Raw genomic sequence first — 20,375 nt, forward strand, 5'->3', positions numbered from 1 at the left:
CGTCCGACCACCGGTCGGCGGGCCCCTCCCCGATAGAATCCTCGGCCATTGCAGCCGATCCGGGCCTCCGGTTCAACGCCGAGGCGATCACGCCTCGGGGAGCGGGATCGGGGCCAGGCCGAGGGCCTTCTCGACGGCCTCGGCGATCGTGGCCAGCCGGCCCAGGACCCGGCGGTGGAGCGTGAACAGGCGATCCTGGGCCTCGGCCCCCGCGCGGAGGAGGTCGCCGATGTCCTTGGCGTCGGGCACCGCCGGCAGGGCGAACCGGCCCAGGGTGGTGTCCTCGCGGGCGTGCTCGAAAGGGTAGGGGATCGCATCGCCGAGCTTCCACTTCAGTTCGGTCAGGCGGCCGTGGAGGGCCTCGCCGCCCCGCAGCACGGCGTTGATCGCCTCCCGATCCTCCTGGTCCCCCGCCTGGTATCGTCCGACCACGTGCTCGAGCGCGGCGACCGCCCGCGACACCGGGGGCAGGGCGGGCATGATTCGGCCCCCCAGGGCCGAGGCGCAGGGGAGGAGCACGCGGGCCTCGTCGCGCAGCGCCTCGCCGCCGGCGACGCGGGCGACCACGGCGTCCATCTCCAGGAAGCCGATCGCCAGCGCCAGCCGCGACGCGGCGGATTCGCCGAACGGCGCGGATTGGGCGACGATCTCGCCGGCGTCGGCCTCGGCCTTCTCCCGGGCGGCGTCGGCGGCCCGGGTCGTGGCCCGATCCAGGCCGTAGTCGGACGCCGCGATCGCCTTGCCCGCCCGGGTCAGGGTGGACGCCGCCTCGGCCGGGATCGCGCGGCCCTGGATCTCGGCCCATCGCCCCAGAGCGGCGAGATTGGACGCTCGGGCCGCGGACTGTGCCTTTCGGGCGGCGATCAGCTCGCGCTTCGACTCCCTGGGGTCGGACGGGGCGCGGGCCGGCTCGGCCGGAAGGGGCAGGGCCTGGTTCGGCCCCAGGGCCCCGAGGAAGAAGCGGTCGAACGCCTCGTCCCCCTCGCGGCGGACCTCCTGATCGAGCAGGGCGTCGGCGATCGGGAAGAGTTGGTCCTTGCCGACGTCCCGGCCCAGCTGGGCCCGGTAATAGTCGAAGGTCGCCTTGCGGGCCAGGTCGTCGAAGTCGCGGAACAGGTCGGTCGCCGGGCCATCCAGGGCGAAGATCCCCCGATCCGCCTCGGTGAGCGCCCGCGCGATCCGGGCCGGATTGGTCGGGTGGGTGTCGAACAGGCTCGGCTTGCGGGACGAGGCCGCCTCGCGGATCTGGCGACGGAGCGGCTCGGGCATCTTCGCCGCCTCGATCCGGATCAGCCGGGGGAGGTCGTCGGGCAGCCTCCGCTCGCTCCAGTAGGACGACAGCTCGTGGTGCGCCGCGGCCGAGGCCACGTTCAACTCGGAGATCCGGTCCATCGTCTCGGCGAAGACCGGCCCGCCCACCATCCGCGCCTCGTAGCGGTCGGCGTCGTATTCCATCTGGCGGAGCAGGAAGCCGCTGGCCAGGTGGCCGACGTACATGAGGACCCAGAGGATCCGCCGGGTCAGCCAGACCGCCATCCGCGACAGGCCGGCGACGAGGATGATCGCGACGTGCCCCTCGCGCGATCCATCTTCGAGCATCTGGTCCCAGTCGTCGCGCTCGTACACGACCCGGGCGAACCACGCGTTGATCGACCGGATCAGGATCGTCAGCCGCATCCCGGTCCCCTGCGAGAAGTGGCCGAATTCGTGGGCCAGGACCCCGGTGAACTGCTTCAGGGTCAGGCCGGCCACCAGCGGCAGGCCGATGGTGAGGACGAGCCGCTTGGAGGGGGAGAGGGCCCGGCTGGCCAGGTGGGCCGAGGCGTTCACCTGGCAATCCACGTCGATCCGCGCCGGCCTCGGCGCCCCGACCGAGGCGCAGACCCCGTCGACGAACGCGGCCAGCAGGGGTTCCTTCGAAGGGTCGAGTTCGCGCGTCTTCTCGCGGCGAACCGGCCGGGCGAACAGGGGCTTGAGCATGAACCCAAGCACGATGACCCCGCACACCAAAGGCCCGACGTAGATCGCCAGCGTCAACTTGTTGACCCGGACGCCCCGGAAGAACGCCGGGCCCTGCATGGCGTAGAGGAACAGCCCGTAGCCGACCAGCCCGATCAGGGCCAGGTACACCAGGGGCAGGATCACCATGATGGCGGCGACCAGGATCACCCAGAGCCGGTACATCAGGGTCGGCCGGACCGGGCGGATCTCGCCCCGGAACGCCGCCAGGATCTCGGTCGGGTTGCGCGTCGGCCGGGTGGGCGCGGCCTCCGCGGCCTCCCGCTTGCCGATGCGGGCGGCGACCGCCTTCCGGGCCAGGCCGCCGACCTTCGGGGCGACGTCCAGGCCATAGGTCTCCTCCTCGGGCTCGGCCGCCGGCGCGGGCGGTGCCGGGCCGTCAGGAACACTTCCTCCGCCCACCCGGATGACCTCGCGACACTTCGGGCATTTCGCCCGCTTGCCCAGGTGCGCCTCGTCGGCCCGGAACGACGCCCGGCAGATCGGGCAAGCGACGACGATCCCCATCCCCACCTCCGCCCCATAGAAACCCGTCCAGCCCATTCGGCCATCGAGTGTACATAACACGCGACGACGAATCGAACCGATTCCATCTCATTCGCGGGGACGGGTTGGGTTATAATCGTGGGATCGGCGGGTCGACGCGACCGCGATCCCCCCGGGGGCGTGGCGATCCCCGATCACCCGAACAGAGGGGGACCCTTGAACCTTCGCGGCATCGACTTCCGGCCCGCCTGGAACGCGTCCGGGGCCCGGAATTTCTTCGGCGAGGGGTGGCCCTACCACCTCCCCATGCGGCCGTTCGGCCTCCGCTTCGACGGCTCCACCTTCGTCGCCAAGACGACCACGGTCGAGCCCCGGGCCGGCAACATGCCCCTCAAGGGGACCACGCCCCGCGAGTGGAAGCCGCGATGCATCGCGGTGAACCTCCGCGAGGCCGCCGTGCTCAATGCCGTGGGCCTGTCCGGGCCGGGCCTGGAGGCCCTGCTCGCGGACGGCCGATGGCAGGCGCGCACCGACCCGTTCTTCCTCTCGTTCATGGCGGTCGACGCCGATCCCGCCGATCGGCTCGCCAAGGCCGGCGTCTTCGCCCGAGCCATCGCCTCGGCGCGGGCCGGATTCCGGGCGCCCTTCGGTATCGAGATGAACTTCAGCTGTCCGAACGTCGGGGTCGACCCCTCCTCGCTCATCGACGAGGCGAAGGGGACGCTGTCGGCCGTGGCCCGCCACCTGCCCGGCGTCCCGCTGGTCCCGAAGTTCAACGCGATGGTCCCGGTCGAGGCGGCGCGGGAGATTGCCTCGCACGAGGACTGCGCCGCCGTCTGCGTGTCCAACACGATCCCCTGGGGCAAGATGGCCGACCAGATCGATTGGAAGCGGTTGTTCGGCGACGCATCACCCCTGGCCGAGTTCGGCGGGGGAGGGCTCTCCGGCGCCCCGATCTTCCCCCTGGTGGCACGGTGGATCCGCGAGGCGGGCGGGCGGGCTTTCCCGGTCCCGATCGTCGCCGGGGGGGGCATCACCGGACGCGACGCCGCAATCTCCCTGCTGGAGGACGGCGCCTCGGCCATCGAGGTCGGCTCGGCGGCCATCGTCCGCCCCTGGAGGGTGGCGGGGATCATCGCGGCCGCGAACGCCGCCGGACAGAAGATCGGGGCGCATCGCGCCCAGGAGCAGGTAATTTCATGCGGCTGACGCTGATCCGACCGTCGGACATGCACGTCCACTTCCGCGACGGGGCGATGCTCCGCAACGTCGTCCCGGAGACTGCCCGCCAGTTCGCCCGGGCGGTCGTCATGCCCAACGTCCCCTCGATCGAAACCGGGGCCGATGCGCTCCGCTACGCCGAGACGATCCGGGCGGCGGCCGCAGGACTGCCCTTCACGCCGCTCATGACGATCAAGCTCACCCACCGGACGACCCCTGAGACGATCCGGGCCGCCCAGGGTGCGGTCGTGGCGGCAAAACTCTATCCGGCCGGGGCGACCACCGCTTCCCACGACGGGATTTCCGACCCCGAGGACCCGGGCCTACTCGCCGTCTTCGAGGCGATGCAAGAAACCGGGATGATCCTCTGCATCCACGGCGAGGCCCCCGACGCCTTCATCCTGGACCGCGAGGCAACCTACCTCAACGTCGTCCGCAAGATCGTCGGGCGATTCCCCGGCCTCAAGGTCGTGCTGGAGCACATCACGACCGCCGCGGCGGTGGACTACGTCGAAAATGAGGCGCCCGCGAACGTCGCGGCGTCGATCACGCTCCACCACCTCACGACCACCCTCGACGATGTGCTCGGCCGGGGTGGGATCCGCCCCCACTATTTCTGCTACCCGGTGCCCAAGCGCCCCGAGGACCGGCGGGCCCTGCTCCGGGCGGCGACCGGCCCGGGAACCGGGCGGTTCTTCTTCGGGTCGGACACCGCCCCGCACCTGCGCGGGGCCAAGGAATCGGCCTGCGGCTGCGCCGGGGTCTACTCGGCCCCGGTCCTGTTGCCGGTCCTGCTCGATGTCTTCCTCCGAGCTTGCCGCGGGGCCGACGAGACCGGATCTCCGGCACACGACCAGGCGATCCGCCGCCTCCTGTGCTTCGCCTCGATTGATGGCCCTAACTTCTACGGGCTCCCCATCGACGAATCCGACACGATCTCCCTCGTCGACGAGACCTGGACGGTGCCCGAGGAGATGGGCGGCGTGGTCCCGTTCATGGCCGGCGAGACCATCCCCTGGAAAGTCCTCGACTGAGGGACGATTGAATCGCCCTTCAGTCGCGATGGTAACCCCTCGATGACGCCAGAACCCGCAAGATCGATCCGCCCTGGACGCACAGGGTGCGGCCGCCTTTTCATGTGTTAGGCCGCACGACCATCACGCCGCCACCGGGAAACCGGAGCGGTCGATACGCGACCAGAATTGCCCCCACCGGCCCGTCGTGTACGTCAGGCATCGCACCAACAGCACCGCCGCCGCACCACGCTCCTTCCATCGCATCCCCGAGCCGCACAGCCGCTGCTTCACCAGCACCTTACACGCCGCCTCCGTCACCCCCGAGCCGATCGGGACCCACCCCGCCGTCAGCTCGGCGTAGCCCATCCGCCTGATTGCGGAAGTAAGTCAACGCCGACTCCACCGCCGCCGGCAACCTCTTCTTGCCCGACGCGACGCCCCTCAACTCCAGGTACTTCAATCAGCGCCGCGGCCGCGCGCCTCGTGCCTCAGCCGGTGGCTCCAGCCATCGACCCACGGCCATTGCCCGGCTGCGTCGTCGGCGAACAGCGTCCCAGTCGCCTTGCCGATGTACCAGGCCGCGTGGAAGAAGTCGAACACCTGCCGGTTGGTCAGCGTGTCCAGGTACGCCCAATTGCCCCTGGCCCCGTGGAAACGTTGAATCGTGCGGGGCCCACGCCACTCGCCATCCTGGCCGGAGTGCCCCCATGGCCGCCGTCATCCGCCGCACCGACACCAGATTACCGTCAGTCCCGGCGCTTCCTACATATATCTACGGCCACACCCGGAGAACAATAACATAGGTGCCATTATCGGACGTACTGGAAACAATCCACAAAGGTTCGGGAAGTCGGTTACGAGCCGGCATGCACAAAGTCATTAAGCAGGCTTGTGCGGCATTAAAGATCCGGCCGGCCGGGGCAAGTCGGCGGATAAAAGCCGCCGCCCGGCATCCCTGGTGGGGGATGCCGGGCGGCGGCTGGTGTGGGATCCGGCGATGACCGACTTTCGCGCCGAGGGCACTATCATGGGCCTGGCGGGCTTAACGGCCGTGTTCGGGATGGGAACGGGTGGGGCCCCGCCAGTATCGTCGCCGGAAGTCGGCCGGGGGAGGGTCAGCTCCCCGCGGCCGCGGTGGTTCGGATCGTCCGCGGAGGGTGGTCGCACACACGCGTCGTGATGGCGGACGGGATCATCTCGGTCGCGGACCCGTGGAGGATCATGGATCGTCGTCGATGGGCCTGAGATCCCGAATGATCACCGCCTTTGGGGGCGGCGACGAGTCGGGGTGGTCAAGCCGCTCGGCTGTTAGGACCGGTCGGCTGCGACGGTCGCCCGTCGTGCACTCCCGGCCTATCGACCTGGTCGTCTTCCAGGAGCCTTCGCAGCGTAAAGCTGCCGGAAACCTCGTCTTGAAGAGGGCTTCGCGCTTAGATGCCTTCAGCGCTTATCCTTTCCCGACCTGGCTACCCGACGATGCCCCGAGCGGGACAGCCGGAACACCAGAGGTCGGTCCTCCCCAATCCTCTCGTACTAGGGGAGACCCTTCGCAAGTTTCCAACGCCCACGGCAGATAGGGACCGACCTGTCTCACGACGGTCTGAACCCAGCTCGCGTACCGCTTTCATTGGCGAACAGCCAAACCCTTGGGACCTTCTCCAGCCCCAGGATGCGATGAGCCGACATCGAGGTGCCAAACCTCCCCGCCGCTGTGGACGCTCGGGGGAGATCAGCCTGTTATCCCCGGAGTACCTTTTATCTGTTGAGCGACGGCCTTTCCATCCAGCACCGCCGGATCACTAAAGCCGACTTTCGTCCCTGCTCGACTGATGGGTCTCGCAGTCAGGCACCCTTGTACTTTTGCGCTCATGTTGCCCGATTGCCGACCGGGCCGAGGGTACCATTGCACTCCTCCGTTACGCTTTGGGAGGAGACCGCCCCAGTCAAACTGCCCGATGAACACGGTCCCGATCCGGGCCACGGATCGGTGAGGACCAACGTCGGTTCAGGGTGGTATTTCACCGATGGCTCGCCGACGGCTGGCGCCGCCGGGTCGCTGCCTCCCACCTATGCTACACAAAACCGACGCTGGGCCAGTGTCAACCTGCAGTAAAGGTTCACGGGGTCTTTCCGTCTGACCGCGGGTACGTGGCATCTTCACCACGGCTACAGTTTCACCGGGTCCCTCGTGGAGACAGCGCTCCAGTCGTTACGCCATTCATGCAGGTCGGAACTTACCCGACAAGGAACTTCGCTACCTTAGGACCGTCATAGTTACGGCCGCCGTTTATCGGGGCTTCGGTCGCCAGCGTCGCTTTCGCTAACCGGCTCCCTTAACCTACCGACACCGAGCAGGCGTCAGACTCTATACGTCCTCTTGCGAGTTGGCAGAGTCCTGTGTTTTTGATAAACAGTCGCTAGAGCCGATTCTCTGCGGCTCACCCCTCGCGGGATGAGCACCCCTTATACCGAAGGTACGGGGTCATTTTGCCGAGTTCCTTCACGAGGGTTCTCCCGAACGCCTTCGGATGCTCGCCTAGCACACCTGTGTCGGATTGCGGTACGGGCCGATGGATCGTCCACGGCGGGCTTTTCGTGGCCGGGTGAAGAGGGGCTTCCGGATCGAATGCCGTCGCCCTTGCGGGACGGGGTAATCTAACGCCCCGACCCCTCATTTCCCGGCGTCCTCGCCGCTTCAACCTCACCACCGGGTGGCGGAATATTAACCGCCTGCCCATCGTCTACGCCCTTGGGCCTCGACTTAGGTCCCGACTGACCCTGGGCGGATTGACCTTCCCCAGGAAACCTTGTGCTTTCGGCGGACGGGCTTCCCACCCGTCTTATCGTTACTCGTTCCGGCATACGCACTCGCCATCGCTCCACCGTTCGTCCCCGTACGGCTTCGCCGCGGATGGCGACGCTCTCCTACTGCTCGATAAATCGAACCCGCGACTGCGGCGTGACGCTTGAGTCCCCGTCATTTTCGGCGCGGGATGGCTCGACCGGTAAGCTGTTACGCACTTTTGAAATGGTGGCTGCTTCTAAGCCAACATCCCGGCTGTCACCGCGATCCCACTTCCTTTGCCACTGAGCGTCAACTTGGGGGCCTTGGTCGGCGGTCTGGGTTGTTTCCCTCTCGAGCGTGAAGCTTATCCCCCACGCTCTGACTCCCGGGGTCCGCCTGACGGTATTCGGAGTTGGGTTTCGGCGGGTAGGCGGGAAGCCCCCCGGCCGAATTCCGTCGCTCTACCCCCGTCAGGTACTGCCCGAGGCTGGCCCTAAAGCCATTTCGGAGAGAACGAGCTATCTCCAGGTTTGATAAGACTTTCACTCCTCCCCACGGGTCCTCCCCCGATTTTTCAACATCGGTGGGTTCGGTCCTCCACGGCCTGTTACGGCCGCTTCAACCTGCCCATGGGTAGTTCACCTGGTTTCGCGTCTACTGCGCCCGACATCGTCGCCGGTTAGGACTCGCTTTCGCTGCGGCTCCTCCCCTGAAGGGATTAACCAAGCCGGACACAGTAACTCGCCGGATCATTATGCAAAAGGCACGCGGTCAGGCCGGCCGAGGCCAGACGCCCTCCCACCGCTCGTAGGCACGGGGTTTCAGGTTCAGTCTCCTCCCCTTATCGGGGTTCTTCCCACCGTTCGGTCGCCCTACTGGGTTCGCTATCGGTCGTCATCGAGTACTTAGCCTTGCGGGATGGTCCCCGCCGATTCAGGCCGGGTTTCACGTGCCCGACCCTACTCGGGTACCGGATAGGAGAGTTCGCATCGTCGCCTACGGGACTGTCACCCGCTCTGGTGCCGCTTTCCAGCGGACTTCGGCTGACGCTGGCTCATTCCATGGCTCCGGCCCCACGACCCCGGGTGGTGTCCCACCCGGTTTAGGCTGGTCCCCGTTCGCTCGCCGCTACTGAGGGAGTCTCGGTTGATTTCTTTTCCTCCGGGTACTGAGATGTTTCAGTTCCCCGGGTCTCCGACGGGCATTCCGGGATCGACGCTCTTTGGGCAGCTCCCCCGGACTTATCGCAGCCAACACGCCCGTCATCTGATGACGCCTAGGCATCCCCCCCGTGCCCTTAAGGACTTGACCACGCCGACCCGTGCCCGCCCCGATCCCGTGAAGGATCAGGAGGCCGTGATCGCATGAATCATGAGTCCCATCGATTCGAGGCCGGCGCGTCTCGCGACGCTCCTTCCCTCGGAGTAACGATCCTCGCATGGGATGGTTTAGTCCCCATGCGGATCCAAAAGGGTCCACGTTCGTGGATGATTCTGTGCCACTACCACTTTCGAGTTTGCACTCGCTTGCGTGTGTGTGACCAACCGCCGAATTGTGAAAGATCCGATGCGTCGGGGCCAACGCCCCGGGCACCTGGCCACCGGCCAGGGGGCGACGCAGCATCCCTGGGGGACCTGCACCGCCCCGCACCCGGTGGGGGAGCGGAGAGGGAAGCGACGGGAGGGCCGGGGAAGGGGCGTTCGCCCCATCCCCGGCATCCCGGGATTCGATCGATCTGCTGCAAGCGTAGACCACGTTCTATCGAGTCGGGCCCGCAAGGGGGGCCGGCGTCGGGGATCGTGTCCGGGACGGGCCGATGTCATCTCACGGCCCGGCACCGCGGTGAGGATACGGGATCCTCGGTGCGGCGTGTACTCCGGCGTGGATGAAGATTTTCCAAGTTTCCTTAGAAAGGAGGTGATCCAACCGCAGGTTCCCCTACGGTTACCTTGTTACGACTTAGTCCCCATCACGGGTTTCATCTTCGGCGCCTGCCTTTCGGCTCCGGCGACTTCGGATGCCCCCCGCTTTGGTGGCTTGACGGGCGGTGTGTACAAGGCTCAGGAACACATTCACCGCGGCATGCTGATCCGCGATTACTAGCGATTCCGGCTTCATGCGGGCGGGTTGCAGCCCGCAATCCGAACTGGGGGCCGGTTTATGCGATTAGCTCGGCCTTGCGGCTTGGCGACGCTCTGTCCGGCCCATTGTAGTACGTGTGCAGCCCCGGGCATAAGGGCCATGAGGACTTGACGTCATCCCCGCCTTCCTCCGGCTTAACGCCGGCGGTCTGTCTAGAGTTCCCGGCATGACCCGTTGGCAACTAGACACAGGGGTTGCGCTCGTTAGGGGACTTAACCCAACACCTCACGGCACGAGCTGACGACAGCCATGCAGCACCTGTGCACGTTGTACCTTGCGGCCTCACCGACGTTTCCGCCGGCTAATCCGTGCATGTCAAGCCCGGGATAAGGTTCTGCGCGTAGCCTCGAATTAAGCCACATACTCCACCGCTTGTGTGAGCCCCCGTCAATTCCTTTGAGTTTCAGCCTTGCGACCATACTCCCCAGGCGGAACACTTCACGGTTTCCCTACGGCAGGGAGCCCATCGGCGAGCCCCCTACCCAGTGTTCATCGTTTACGGCCAGGACTACCGGGGTATCTAATCCCGTTCGCTCCCCTGGCTTTCGCGTCTCAGCGTCAGAAAGGGTCCAGGACCTCGCTTTCGCCACGGGCGTTCCTTCCGATCTCAACGCATTTCACCGCTCCACCGGAAGTTCCAGGTCCCCCTACCCCCCTCGAGGCCGGTCGTATCCCCGCCACTTCCCCGGTTGAGCCGGGGGATTTCAGCGTCGGACGTGCCGGCCCGCCTACACGCGCTTTAAGCCCAGTAATTCCGAATAACGTTCGCACGGTTCGTCTTACCGCGGCTGCTGGCACGAACTTAGCCCGTGCTTCCTCCAGGGATCGGTCAAGCTTGCGCCTTCCTCCCCCTCGACAGGAGTTTACAACCCGAAGGCCTTCGTCCTCCACGCGGCGTCGCTCGGTCAGGCTTGCGCCCATTGCCGAAGATTCTCGACTGCAGCCTCCCGTAGGAGTCTGGGCAGTGTCTCAGTCCCAGTGTGCCGGGCCATGCTCTCACACCCGGTAGGCATCGCAGGCTTGGTGGGCCGTCACCCCACCAACAACCTAATACCACGACGGCCCGTCTCGCGGCGGCCGAAGCCTTTGGCGGCAAACCGATGCCGGTTCGCCGCGTCGCCGGGAATTACCCGGGGTTTCCCCCGGCTATGCCCGTCCGCGAGGTTGGTTACCATCGCCTTACTCACCCTTGCGCCACTCCCCTTGCGGGGCGTTCGACTTGCATGCCTAATCCACGCCGCCAACGTTCATTCTGAGCCAGGATCAAACCCTTCGAGATGGGAGAGCGGACGAGTCCGCTCCCATTTCCTCGGGTCGAGGAAAAACTAACTGGTCGCCCCGGTCCGATCGGTCGGAGATGAACCCGACCTCGCCACCGAGTGCTGCGTGATCCGACCCGGACAACACGGCGAGGCCGAGGCCCCACCCTGCTCATCCCGATCCTCCCACGCCGGCTCCCCTCAAGGGCCCGCTCACATGCGTGTGTCTGCTTGCAGACGATCGACCGAATTGTCAAAGAAGGGACCGGGAGAGCTTCCCCCCGACCCACGCGACCGCGGCTCGTCCGATGGACTCCCCGCGACCTTGGTTTTTCCACCCGCCCTGAGACGCAGCAAGCGACCCTCGCGGGCCGCCCTAGTCGAGGGCTTCGGTGATGGTTGTCGCCGTCAGTCTCGCAAGTCACTCGCATGACTCGGTTTGTGCCGGCGACGAGTGAGATATTACCGGGAAGATGTCGCGAAGTCAATCACTTCGTATTTTCTTCTCGGCCCGCTCCGCGGCGACTCTCGCCCCCGCCTCGCGTCGTCACCGTTCTCACCGGCGACAAGGGCTATAATACCGGGGAATCGTCCGGGATCAAGGGCCTGCTCTCCTGTCTTCCAGCTCTTTTCATTTTACTTCGTCGTAAACTTCACTCTGCAAAGAGATTCGATTTTCTTCCCTTTCTCTTTTTGTCCCCTTCCTGCGGTATGCTCTCCCAGCCATCGTTTTCTTCCTGGATGACAGTCTTATCTGCCCCTATCTTCCTTTAGAGGTCTCGGGCTGCCCTCTTGCTTTGCTCCTTCTCCTTTTGTAACTCCTTCTCCTCCCTTCTTCTCCTTTGAATTATCGAGTCGTACTACAGGGCGAATCGACGATGGCCTCTCGTCCGCCGCCAATCGTGACCTCCCCTTCCCTTTGGCATCACGGACTCGATCTGTCGCGTCGATGCATGCCGGAGGGGTTTCGACTCGATGCGATAGATCACGGTCCGACGAGACGAACCGGAATCATCCCAGGATTCGACTGAGTCGATCCATCGAACCCTCGAACCTGGGAGAAGGACCATCGCCGGGCGATCCCCGGTCGTTCCTCGTAGGGAATGGAGCGACGGGCCGAATTTGCCCGGCAACAGTGTCCGGCGGCATTTTCTTGGGTTTGATCCCTGGGGCACGTTCCTTATATGGGGCGCGGCCAACATGACCGCGTCGAACGAGGCGGCAGGGCTGATCTGCTGCGCCGGACGAAGATCGTCCTAGCAAGCCTCTCCCCCCCCGCTGCCCGACCCGTCTCCGATCGCCGGCGTGTCGGAGGATCTTTCGATCGCCGAGCAGCTCCGGAAATCGGAGTGAATGAATCGCCTACTGATCCGGAATTTCGACGGCCTTGCACGCCAGGATTGGGAGCTATCAGCCCAGAACGCGGAACTTGGGTCACGGCTCGATCATCTGGATCGAGGCGAGTCCGAGGCGGGCGGGCCGCCGAATCTCCGCGACGAGGCGACCAAGGACCGCTCCCTGGCGGCGGCTGGAGGAGGATCGTGGAGTGGCGACGACTCCACCACTCAGCAAGCCTGAGAAACGGGCAATCGGCGGCTCGGCAAACTGGCGATCAAGCCGTCCTACGACTTCGACGAGGACGGATTGCGCTGGTTGACCGTCGAATCCGAGTTCGCCCTGAGCATCCTCGTCATGTCCCAGGTCGAAGCCCGGATCCATCAGCAGTCGGCGTTTCAAAATGCGAGCGACGACCTCGCATTCTCTCGATGCTTGCCCCCAGCTTCGATGACGACTCCCGCTTCCAGGTGTGGGGAGATCACTTCGGGACGCTCTCCTCCTATGAGTCATATCGCATGCGCGTCTGGCACCCGAGACCCTGCGGCCGTTCGACCTCCGCCTGGGCTGGTTCGGCCTCGAAGCGTTGGTGTTAAGGGCACGATTTAGTCGGCTCGACCTCGACCGCCGCATCTTCGACGCAGGACTGGCCTCCCCTGCCCTCTGGACCGATCGGGCGGGGCTGGCCGGAGTCGGGCTCAACTGGTTTTCGAATCCATTCGCCAAGATCTCCTTCGTCTGGGCGTACGACATGGACGCGAACCCGGTCCTACCCAACGAGAAGACCCGGCGCAAGCAGCTCACGAGTGACCGGTGCTGACTCCGGTTCCAGGTCGACCTCCGAGCCTGTGTCCCTCCGACGAGGAAGAGGCCCCGGCCGAGGGGACATGGATCATGGCCTGACGGCATCGAAATAATCTGCGAAGACGCGGGTCAATTGCTCTCCGTAGAGCTTCCAGTGCGCGCCCGAAGGGTAGTCGTTCAGCCCGGCGATCCAATTGACGTTCAACTCGTGCACCGCCGCGTCGATCCCGTAGCGAACGAGCCAGCCATCGCCCAGGGTCCCGGGGTTGCGGAACTCCGCGGCCGTGCTCCCCTCGGTGAACCAGGTATGCTCGCGGAGCAGGGCCTCGAACGTCTTCATCCGCCCTAGGTGGCGTCCCAGATCGGCGATGGGTGGGCGGCTGAGATGTAGGAGGCCCCTGCCGTCGTTGTGCAGTTCCAGCGCCAGGTGCGGACGCAGCCCTCGCCCGATCATCCCTTCCAGCCACAGTTCGAGGGCCCGGTTCTCCGGCGCGAGCGCCGAGTCCGCGGGCCGGTCCCACCCGCGATTCAGGTCCATGCCCCGGAGGTTGAACCGGGTCCGGCCCCGCTCGACGCCATCCTTATTGGCCATCGGCAGCGCGTAGATGCAATACCGATCCAGGCATCGCCTCGCCTCGTCGTCGCCCCGCAGGAGCCGGTCGACCAGCCCCTGGACGACCCAGTTGCCGCCCGGCTCCCAGGGGTGCGCCCGCGCCCGGAGGAAGGCCCGGTAGGGCGCATCGGGGCGGCCGACCCGGACGATCTCCAGCCCATGCCCCCCCGCCGTCCGGCCGATCGGCGTGATCTCCACCAGTGGAGACTCCCGGATCGAGGCGAGCCACGCGTCGAGGTCGGATAGCCGGTAAGGCTCCGCGCGGGCCACGTACAGGACCGGCCCCGGCATGGTGACGGCCAGCCGAACGCGATCGCCGGGCAACGCCTCCAGCGGAGCCGGCTTCCAGGACTTGCCGTCCGGCGAGACGACTGCCACCTTCATCTCGCCCGCGACCGACGCCCGCTTCCCGTTCCAGACGTTGTCGAGGTTCCGGAACTCCATCGCAACCGACGCGCCCGGCTTCGCATGGATCCGGAAATGAAAGTGGCCCGCCGCACGATTTGGCGAGGCCCGTTCGTGGTCATAGAGGAGGTGGACGAGGATGGTGCCGTCCGGGGCGGACTCGTACCACAGCGGAGAGGCGTTCTCGAATCCGGTGTCGATGTACTCGAGGCCGGACCCCGGCCCACTCGCCGGCCCCCCGGACGCAGCCCCCTGCCCTGCGGCCGAGACGGTCCAGATCGCCAGATGGGCCGCGACGCACCAGGGCAGAATCGACGTCACGCATCTCATCCGTCATCCCCCTCCGCGACAATTCGGCCTGCCCCCACGCTCGGCCCATCCCGGGATCGAGGCCTTGGGCAGTGTACCGCAGATCCTGGCGACTTTGGACCCGGTGCGGCGATTCGTCGCGCCGACCGCCAGGACCCGCGTTCCCAAACGCACCACGCAGGCCTTGAAACCACCGACTCCTCGGCAGCGAAAACAGAGCGTATCCGCTCCGCATACGCGACCAGGAAGCAACCCACCTTTCAGCTTCCTGTTCTCGACCCCGTAAAGGTTTTTCCGTCGGGGATGGTGTGACTCCTCGCTATGGAGCACGGTGTAACGTGCGAATCATCCGCACCCCGACGCCTCGGTGAGGCCGCGAAGAACGGCCAGCCTTGGCTTCAGCATCCGTATACTTACCGACGATCGGGCCCGGACGGGGATCGGCCGCGAGGCATGCAACCGATCGCCGGCCTATTCTCCAGAAGATGACGGACGATCCGACAAACGACGACGACGCAGCACAGCGAACAGCGACGTATGAAAATTCTGACGGCGTAAGGTGGCTTCCGAAGCTTGCCCAGGATCCCGAATCCGCAAGAATCCGAATACCTGCGCCTTGGCGCCGGCCTGCCTGGGGCGCATGATACCGCGGTGGACAACCATCGGCCGCGGACCCTAGTCCCGTGCGGGCGAGGATCTCGGCTGGGTCCAGGAGAAGTATTCCGATCGATCGAGGCGAATTGAGCGGGCGCATGAAAAAAGCCCCCCGCCCCGCGAGGGACGGTGGGCCTTGATGGACGCGGCCGGCCCTGGCGGGTCGGGGAACGTTCGGGATCGCTTGCCGGCGATCGCGGACGCGGCGGCCATGGTTCGGAAGCCTGACACCTTCCACCATAGCCTCCTCTCCCCTCCCCGTCAATCCGCACGGCGGCCCATCGACGATCGCGGTGCGCGCGGGCTTCGGCCCCGCCCGACCCGCCGTCCCCAGACGGCGGCGGGCCGACGCACGCCCGCGTTCGACCTGCGTCCGCCGATCGGGTCGCCGATCCGGGCGGAGGAGGGGGGCGGGCATGGGGACGACGAAGTGCGCGATGGCCCGCGGCCCGGCCGCGGCGTCGATCGCCGGGGGATTCGTGAGGGTCGGGGTCGCAACCCTCCTGCACGCCTGGCGTGAGTGCCAGGGTCGGGCGGGCGGCGCGGGGGACTTCCGCGCCTGGCTGGCCGCCCACGAGCTGCGCGCCCGGCGCGGCCGGATTGCGGCCGGGACCGGGTCCGGGCGTTCCCCCTCGTATCGGATCGCCGAGCTGGCCCGGTTGTCCGGGATCGGCGAACGGCGGGCCGGTCAGGCCGTGCGGCGCCTCGTCCGGTCGGGCTTGCTGGCATGGGCGGAGGACGGATCGACGATCGATTTCCCGGATCCGGTCGCCGGCCCGGCGGGCGGGATCGGCGAGCCGATCGACGCCTCGCTCCCCGGCCGGTCGGGCACGCTGTGCATCCCCCGCCGCCTCCTCCGTTTTCTGGCGGATCGCGCCCGCCCGGCCCTGATCGCGACGGCGTTGGCCGCCCTGCTCCGCTGCCTGTCCCGGAGGAAGGCCGGGTGGGGCTCGCGCGGGCGGATCAAGGCCTCGTGGGTGGCCCGGGCCTTCGGCGTCGACGCCCGGGGGGTCAAGGCGGCCCGCGCCTCGCTGGCAGAGATCGGCTGGCTGGCGGCCGAGGGTGACGCCAAGGACCAGTGGTCGTGGAACCGGTGGGGCCGCGTCTATCGGATCGACCTCGGCTGGGCGGCCTCGGACGCGGATCGCCACCCCTCGGGGCGGCCCCCGAGGCGCGAATCACCACCCCTTGATCTTGACCCGGATCCCCTCCCGGAGGAATCCCACCCAGAACCCGGGCGACCCGGACCCCCTGGGGATCGGCTCCGCCGCGGGGAAGGCGACGGAATGCCATCGATCCGCGAGGCTGGGCCGGGGGTGCCCGCCCTGCCCCGTCCGTCGCTCCGCGACATCCGGCCCGAGGATCTCCGGGACCCGGCGCGGATCCTCGACCTGCACCGCCGTGCGATCGCCGCGGGCTGGGCGACGGGGAGCGAGGCGGATCGGCTGCGGTACGTCGCGGCGGCGGCCCACGCCCGGGCCGTCGGCGTGGCCAATCCCCCGGGGCTGTTCCGGGCGATCGTGGAGGGGCGGCGCTGGGGATCGCTGACCCAGCAGGACGAGGATCGGGCGCGGTCGCAGCTCCGGGCCCTCGACGCGACCCGTCCCGGCCCGGCCATGCCCGCCCGGCCCGCCCCGCCGCCGATCCCGGGACGCCCGATCGCCCTGGCCTCCCTCCTGGCCCGGCTCGACATCGCCCCGCCCGGATGCCGGGCCGACGGAGAGGCGACGCCGCGGGGATCCCGCCCTGCATCCTCTTCGCATCATCGCCCCGCCGCCGACGGGCCGCCGACCCGGTAGGCCATCGCCCAGACCAGGTAGGCCCGGGCGTGGAGATGCCAGCGCCAGGGCCGGGTCGGCTCCCATCCGATCCCGTTCGGGCCCGTGCCGCGGGCGTCGCGGAGGGCCTCGGCCAGCTCCGCCGGGTGGACGCCGCGGAAGTGGCCCGAACCCGGGGCCAGCCGCCGCAGGAGGCCGGGCAGGTCGGCTTCGGGGACCTCGCCGAGCCCCGGGATCGCGTCCGAGGAGGCCACCTCGGTGATCAGGCAGGCCCGGCCGCCGGGCGCGGCCAGGCGATCGAGGAGCCGGAGGTGGCCGGCCCGGATCGCCCGCTCGACCGCGACGAGCTGGAAGTGGCCGGCGCCGAGCGCGTGGCGGGCGGACTCCATCAACTGGGTGAGCAGGCAGGTGGAGGCGACCAGGTCGAACCCGCCCGGCAGGGCCAGGGCGACGCGGCCCGCGGGCCAGCCGGTCAGGGCCGCCCGGTCGGCCGGCGTGACCGACGTCCAGGGCGACCACGCCGCCATCGCGTCGAGCATCCCGGTCGCGTCGATCCCGCCGTGGAGGCGGAGCCCGGGATGCCCGGCCACCCCCTGCCGTCCCGCGCCGAGGGCCAGGGCCTCGGCGTCGAGGTCGACCAGGTGGACTTCCCGGTGGGCCTCCAGGAGCGCCGGCAGGTCGAGGTCGTTGGCATTCCCGGCGCCCACGACGCAGAGCCGGGTCGGCCTCGGGGCCCCGCCCGCCCCGAGCCGCGCCGAGACGTTGCGTCGGTGGCCGGCGAAGGCGTCCCAGTGCTCGCGGGTGGTCGCGTTCATGGCGGCCTGTCGGCCCCGAGGATCCTGCACGATGCCCCCCTCCCCCGATCGGCCAGTCCCCTGCCCTCCTTATATATCATGTCATGGCGGCCGGCCCGGCGAGGCGGATCTTCCCCGTCCGGCGAGGTCGAGCCTCCCTGCCCGGCCGCAGGACTTGTCCCCTCCCGGGATCGAGGACGGCGAGTTCCTGGCCCGGGCGCTCATGGCGATGGGGCAATCCGATCGATCGGCCAGCTCGCCCGCGAAACGTTCGACCGCGGAGGCCGGCAAGGATTTTCGGCCCTCGGTCCTGCCCGCCTCCACCGCGCGTGGTGTTTGCCGGCCCTCGCGATCCTGGCGCCCGAGGGAGTCCGGCGATATTCCCGCCACCTGTGCGATGGAACCCCTCCCGCCGGGCCGCGGGCGCGTGTTCGCACAGGCCGCTGACGATCATCTCGTCCTCCGATACCCGGGTCTGGCAGGAGATGCCATCGCCGAAGATCGCCCTGATGCTCATGGGCCGACCCGATCGTGGCGAATGCGTTGCCGCGGGGGGGCGGAGGACCAGGGTGAGCCGATGGGTTCGCGTCGCATCGGGGGGACGGCAGGGTGCCGCGGAAGCCACCTCCGCATCGTTGGCTCGCCGTCGTCCGTCCAGGTTGGCCAGCCCCGGGCACCAGCTCCGTGCCGCAGGCGACGAGACAACTTCCAGATCGGTCGGACCAAAGTCGCTGATGACAGAGTCTCCTCCCCGATGTGCCGCGGGCCGTGCCTGGCACGGAGGCGGGCCGTCGCTCCCGATCGGTCGCCGGTCGTCATCGCGAGGGCAGTGGCGTCCTGGCGACCAGGTCCATTCCAGCCCCACCCTGGGATCCGTCCGGAGGTTGGTGAAACTCCACGTCCCGTCGCCTTCGAGGATCGTCCCACCCGGCATGGTCCGAGCGCCCCGGATCCGCGCGGCGTCTCCTCGCGGCCCTGTTCGATGGCGAACGCCGGGTGCCAGGTCCGCGGGATGCCCGTCGCCCTGCCTGGGGCGAACGCCGTGAATCGCGTGGAACCGGAGGCGGTCGGGGATGATGGCCGCGGTCGGCATCCTCGCCCTGACCGACGTCGATGGAAAGAACCCGGCCGCGTTCGCCTCCCGATCCGATGCCGACAGATCGGTTTCCAGGTCCCCCTCCGAGGAACGGCCTGGTCAGGGTCGAACGCCTCGCCGGGTCGTCCCGGTTCTCACCCCGGACGATGGGAAGTACGCCGGCGGGCATCATTTCCGGGTGATGCCGACCGATCCATGAGCGGATCCGCCGATTGGCCTCAGCCCCCCGCCTCGGTCATCGTGCCGTCCGGCAGGCAGAAGCTGCCCGGCCCGACCGGATGCTTGCGATCGCGGGACGACGTCTCCGGGCCGGACCGATCGGCCACCGGTCCCGGGATGTCCGCCGCCGAGGGGTCGCGTCGGTGCAGGCTTACGCTTTTGCCCCGCCCCAACATCGACCCGCATCACCCGGTCGGCACCCCCGGCCATCGGGCTTCGCGAGGATCCCGAGGCCGACCTCCGACTCCTTGCCGGGCCAGGTGGGCTCCTCCACGGATGCGGCCCCACTTCCCCGCCGGACGCGGGCCGGGCGACGGTTCGAGGCATCGGAGTCCTTGCGGAGTCGGCTGAGCATGGTGAAGCCCATCGCCGGCGGTCGTCGAATGCGAGGAAGTCGTCGAGCGTCGGCTCCGCTCGGGGGGCCGGGCCATCCGGCAACCCCCATCCTCACGACCGGTCCGGCCCGCGTCGCCTCGACACCTGCCGGGCGGACTCGAGGCATCTCCGCGGAGCGTCGAGCGGACTGGCGTTCTCCATCATCTTTACTCCCCCGAACGACGAGGGGTGGAAGTGGCGCAACGCGATCGTCAACGCTCCCGGGCTCCGGGGCGACGTGGACTTCCCGATGCTCGGGTCCGAAGTCGCGCCTTTCCATCAGGGACTCTCGGCCTCGATGGCCGTCCTCAACCGGCCATGCGAAGTGGTCCTGGACTGGGGGCGATCATCCCTTCCAAGTCGGGAGATCGGGCCGGATCGACGATGACTCCAGATTTGACGGCGGGGCGCGTTCCTCCCTGAGATCTCGGGAGCCATCGCGATGGATCAAACCGACCTCGGGGATTTGCCTGCTCAAGTCGAGCGCCGGCTGACCGACCTGGACCGACCCACAGCCAGGGCCCTTCCCGAGGCCCCGCCGGTCGCCGGCGGGGCCGGTGGATCGGGTCGGTTGGGTTCGTTATTCCCGGCCCGCGAGGCGGCCGGGACGCCGATCCCCCCTGCCCCACGCCGCCGACATCGGGGCATCCGGCCCCTTCGCGTACGGCGGCCAGGCCGCTCGCCCTGGATCGGCCGGGCCCGCCCGCCGCGGTGCGACGGGCCGTCGCCCGGCCCCGGCCGATGCCTCATGCCTGCATTCTGCAGAGGGGCCCCCGCCGCGAGGTGGACGCGTCTCGCGTCTGCATTCTGCAGAGGGGCCGGCGATCGGCCCGGCGGGAGCGGGGCGTCTGCATTCTGCAGGCGGCGTCTCGCCCCGCGATGGGGATTCGCAGGGGGGGCAGGCCAACCCGCCTGCATTCTGCAGAGTGCCCGTCGTCGCGCCGGGGGCGGGCCGGATCAGGGCGATCCGGGTTGGCCCGGCTGCATTCTGCAGAGTTCGGCTCCTGCGTGCCGATAGGTTCCTCCGTGGGCGACCTGACCCCCGCGACGAAAGGACTCCCGCAG

At 68.0% G+C, this 20,375-nt stretch carries 10 protein-coding genes and 3 rRNA genes; 4 read left to right on the forward strand and 9 right to left on the reverse strand.

What is annotated here, in order from left to right; all coding sequences use genetic code 11:
• Nucleotides 1-87: 87 nt before the first annotated feature.
• On the reverse strand, nt 88-2,562 hold the full coding sequence (locus TA3x_RS28705) for a M48 family metalloprotease (protein ID WP_435022540.1): 2,475 nt from the start codon (nt 2,560-2,562) through the stop codon (nt 88-90).
• Between the two features lie 159 nt (nt 2,563-2,721).
• Between TA3x_RS28705 and TA3x_RS28710 the strand changes: the two genes are divergently transcribed.
• On the forward strand, nt 2,722-3,714 hold the full coding sequence (locus TA3x_RS28710) for a hypothetical protein (RefSeq protein ID WP_435022542.1): 993 nt from the start codon (nt 2,722-2,724) through the stop codon (nt 3,712-3,714).
• Nucleotides 3,705-4,760, forward strand: coding sequence for a dihydroorotase (gene pyrC / locus TA3x_RS28715; RefSeq protein WP_435022544.1), 1,056 nt, complete (start codon nt 3,705-3,707; stop codon nt 4,758-4,760). The genes TA3x_RS28710 and pyrC overlap by 10 nt, the downstream gene beginning before the upstream one ends.
• A gap of 123 nt (nt 4,761-4,883) precedes the next feature.
• Here pyrC and TA3x_RS28720 read toward each other — a convergent pair whose 3' ends face one another.
• From TA3x_RS28720 to TA3x_RS28745, 6 genes are all read right to left on the reverse strand, one after another.
• Nucleotides 4,884-5,108, reverse strand: a complete 225-nt coding sequence (locus TA3x_RS28720) for a hypothetical protein (RefSeq protein ID WP_435022546.1) — start codon at nt 5,106-5,108, stop codon at nt 4,884-4,886.
• Nucleotides 5,109-5,198: 90 nt separating this feature from the next.
• Nucleotides 5,199-5,342: a hypothetical protein gene (locus TA3x_RS28725; RefSeq protein WP_435022548.1), complete on the reverse strand. Its 144-nt coding sequence runs from the start codon at nt 5,340-5,342 to the stop codon at nt 5,199-5,201.
• Nucleotides 5,343-5,731: 389 nt separating this feature from the next.
• A 5S ribosomal RNA gene (rrf, locus tag TA3x_RS28730) occupies nt 5,732-5,840 on the reverse strand.
• A 190-nt stretch (nt 5,841-6,030) separates the two neighbouring features.
• Nucleotides 6,031-8,838: ribosomal RNA gene (locus TA3x_RS28735) — 23S ribosomal RNA — on the reverse strand.
• Nucleotides 8,839-9,437: 599 nt separating this feature from the next.
• Nucleotides 9,438-10,948, reverse strand: a 16S ribosomal RNA gene (locus tag TA3x_RS28740).
• The 16S, 23S and 5S rRNA genes sit together here, the layout of an rRNA operon.
• 1,414 nt (nt 10,949-12,362) lie before the next feature.
• Entirely contained in the window at nt 12,363-12,647 is a 285-nt protein-coding gene (locus TA3x_RS28745) for a hypothetical protein (protein WP_435022550.1), read from the reverse strand.
• Between the two features lie 205 nt (nt 12,648-12,852).
• On the opposite strand from TA3x_RS28745, the gene TA3x_RS28750 reads away from it, so the two are divergent.
• Nucleotides 12,853-13,083, forward strand: a complete 231-nt coding sequence (locus TA3x_RS28750; protein WP_435022552.1) for a hypothetical protein — start codon at nt 12,853-12,855, stop codon at nt 13,081-13,083.
• A gap of 72 nt (nt 13,084-13,155) precedes the next feature.
• On the opposite strand, the gene TA3x_RS28755 is transcribed toward TA3x_RS28750, so the two are convergent.
• On the reverse strand, nt 13,156-14,406 hold the full coding sequence (locus TA3x_RS28755) for a M14 family zinc carboxypeptidase (RefSeq protein WP_435022554.1): 1,251 nt from the start codon (nt 14,404-14,406) through the stop codon (nt 13,156-13,158).
• Nucleotides 14,407-15,464: 1,058 nt separating this feature from the next.
• Between TA3x_RS28755 and TA3x_RS28760 the strand changes: the two genes are divergently transcribed.
• Complete coding sequence (locus tag TA3x_RS28760; protein WP_435022556.1) at nt 15,465-16,847, forward strand: hypothetical protein; 1,383 nt, start codon at nt 15,465-15,467, stop codon at nt 16,845-16,847.
• Here the strand turns inward: TA3x_RS28760 and TA3x_RS28765 are convergent.
• Complete coding sequence (locus tag TA3x_RS28765) at nt 16,811-17,641, reverse strand: hypothetical protein (protein WP_435022558.1); 831 nt, start codon at nt 17,639-17,641, stop codon at nt 16,811-16,813. The genes TA3x_RS28760 and TA3x_RS28765 overlap by 37 nt on opposite strands.
• Nucleotides 17,642-20,375: the final 2,734 nt, after the last annotated feature.

The sequence above is a fragment of the Tundrisphaera macrotermitis genome (assembly GCF_051175315.1).
Taxonomy (GTDB): domain Bacteria; phylum Planctomycetota; class Planctomycetia; order Isosphaerales; family Isosphaeraceae; genus Tundrisphaera.

Coding starts and splice junctions, on each gene's coding strand:
- pyrC (WP_435022544.1), top strand. CDS start 3,705: ATGCGGCTGACGCTGATCCGACCGTCGGACATGCACGTCCACTTCCGC.
- TA3x_RS28760 (WP_435022556.1), top strand. CDS start 15,465: ATGGGGACGACGAAGTGCGCGATGGCCCGCGGCCCGGCCGCGGCGTCG.
- TA3x_RS28745 (WP_435022550.1), bottom strand. CDS start 12,647: ATGGATCCGGGCTTCGACCTGGGACATGACGAGGATGCTCAGGGCGAA.
- TA3x_RS28720 (WP_435022546.1), bottom strand. CDS start 5,108: ATGGGCTACGCCGAGCTGACGGCGGGGTGGGTCCCGATCGGCTCGGGG.
- TA3x_RS28765 (WP_435022558.1), bottom strand. CDS start 17,641: ATGAACGCGACCACCCGCGAGCACTGGGACGCCTTCGCCGGCCACCGA.
- TA3x_RS28705 (WP_435022540.1), bottom strand. CDS start 2,562: ATGGGCTGGACGGGTTTCTATGGGGCGGAGGTGGGGATGGGGATCGTC.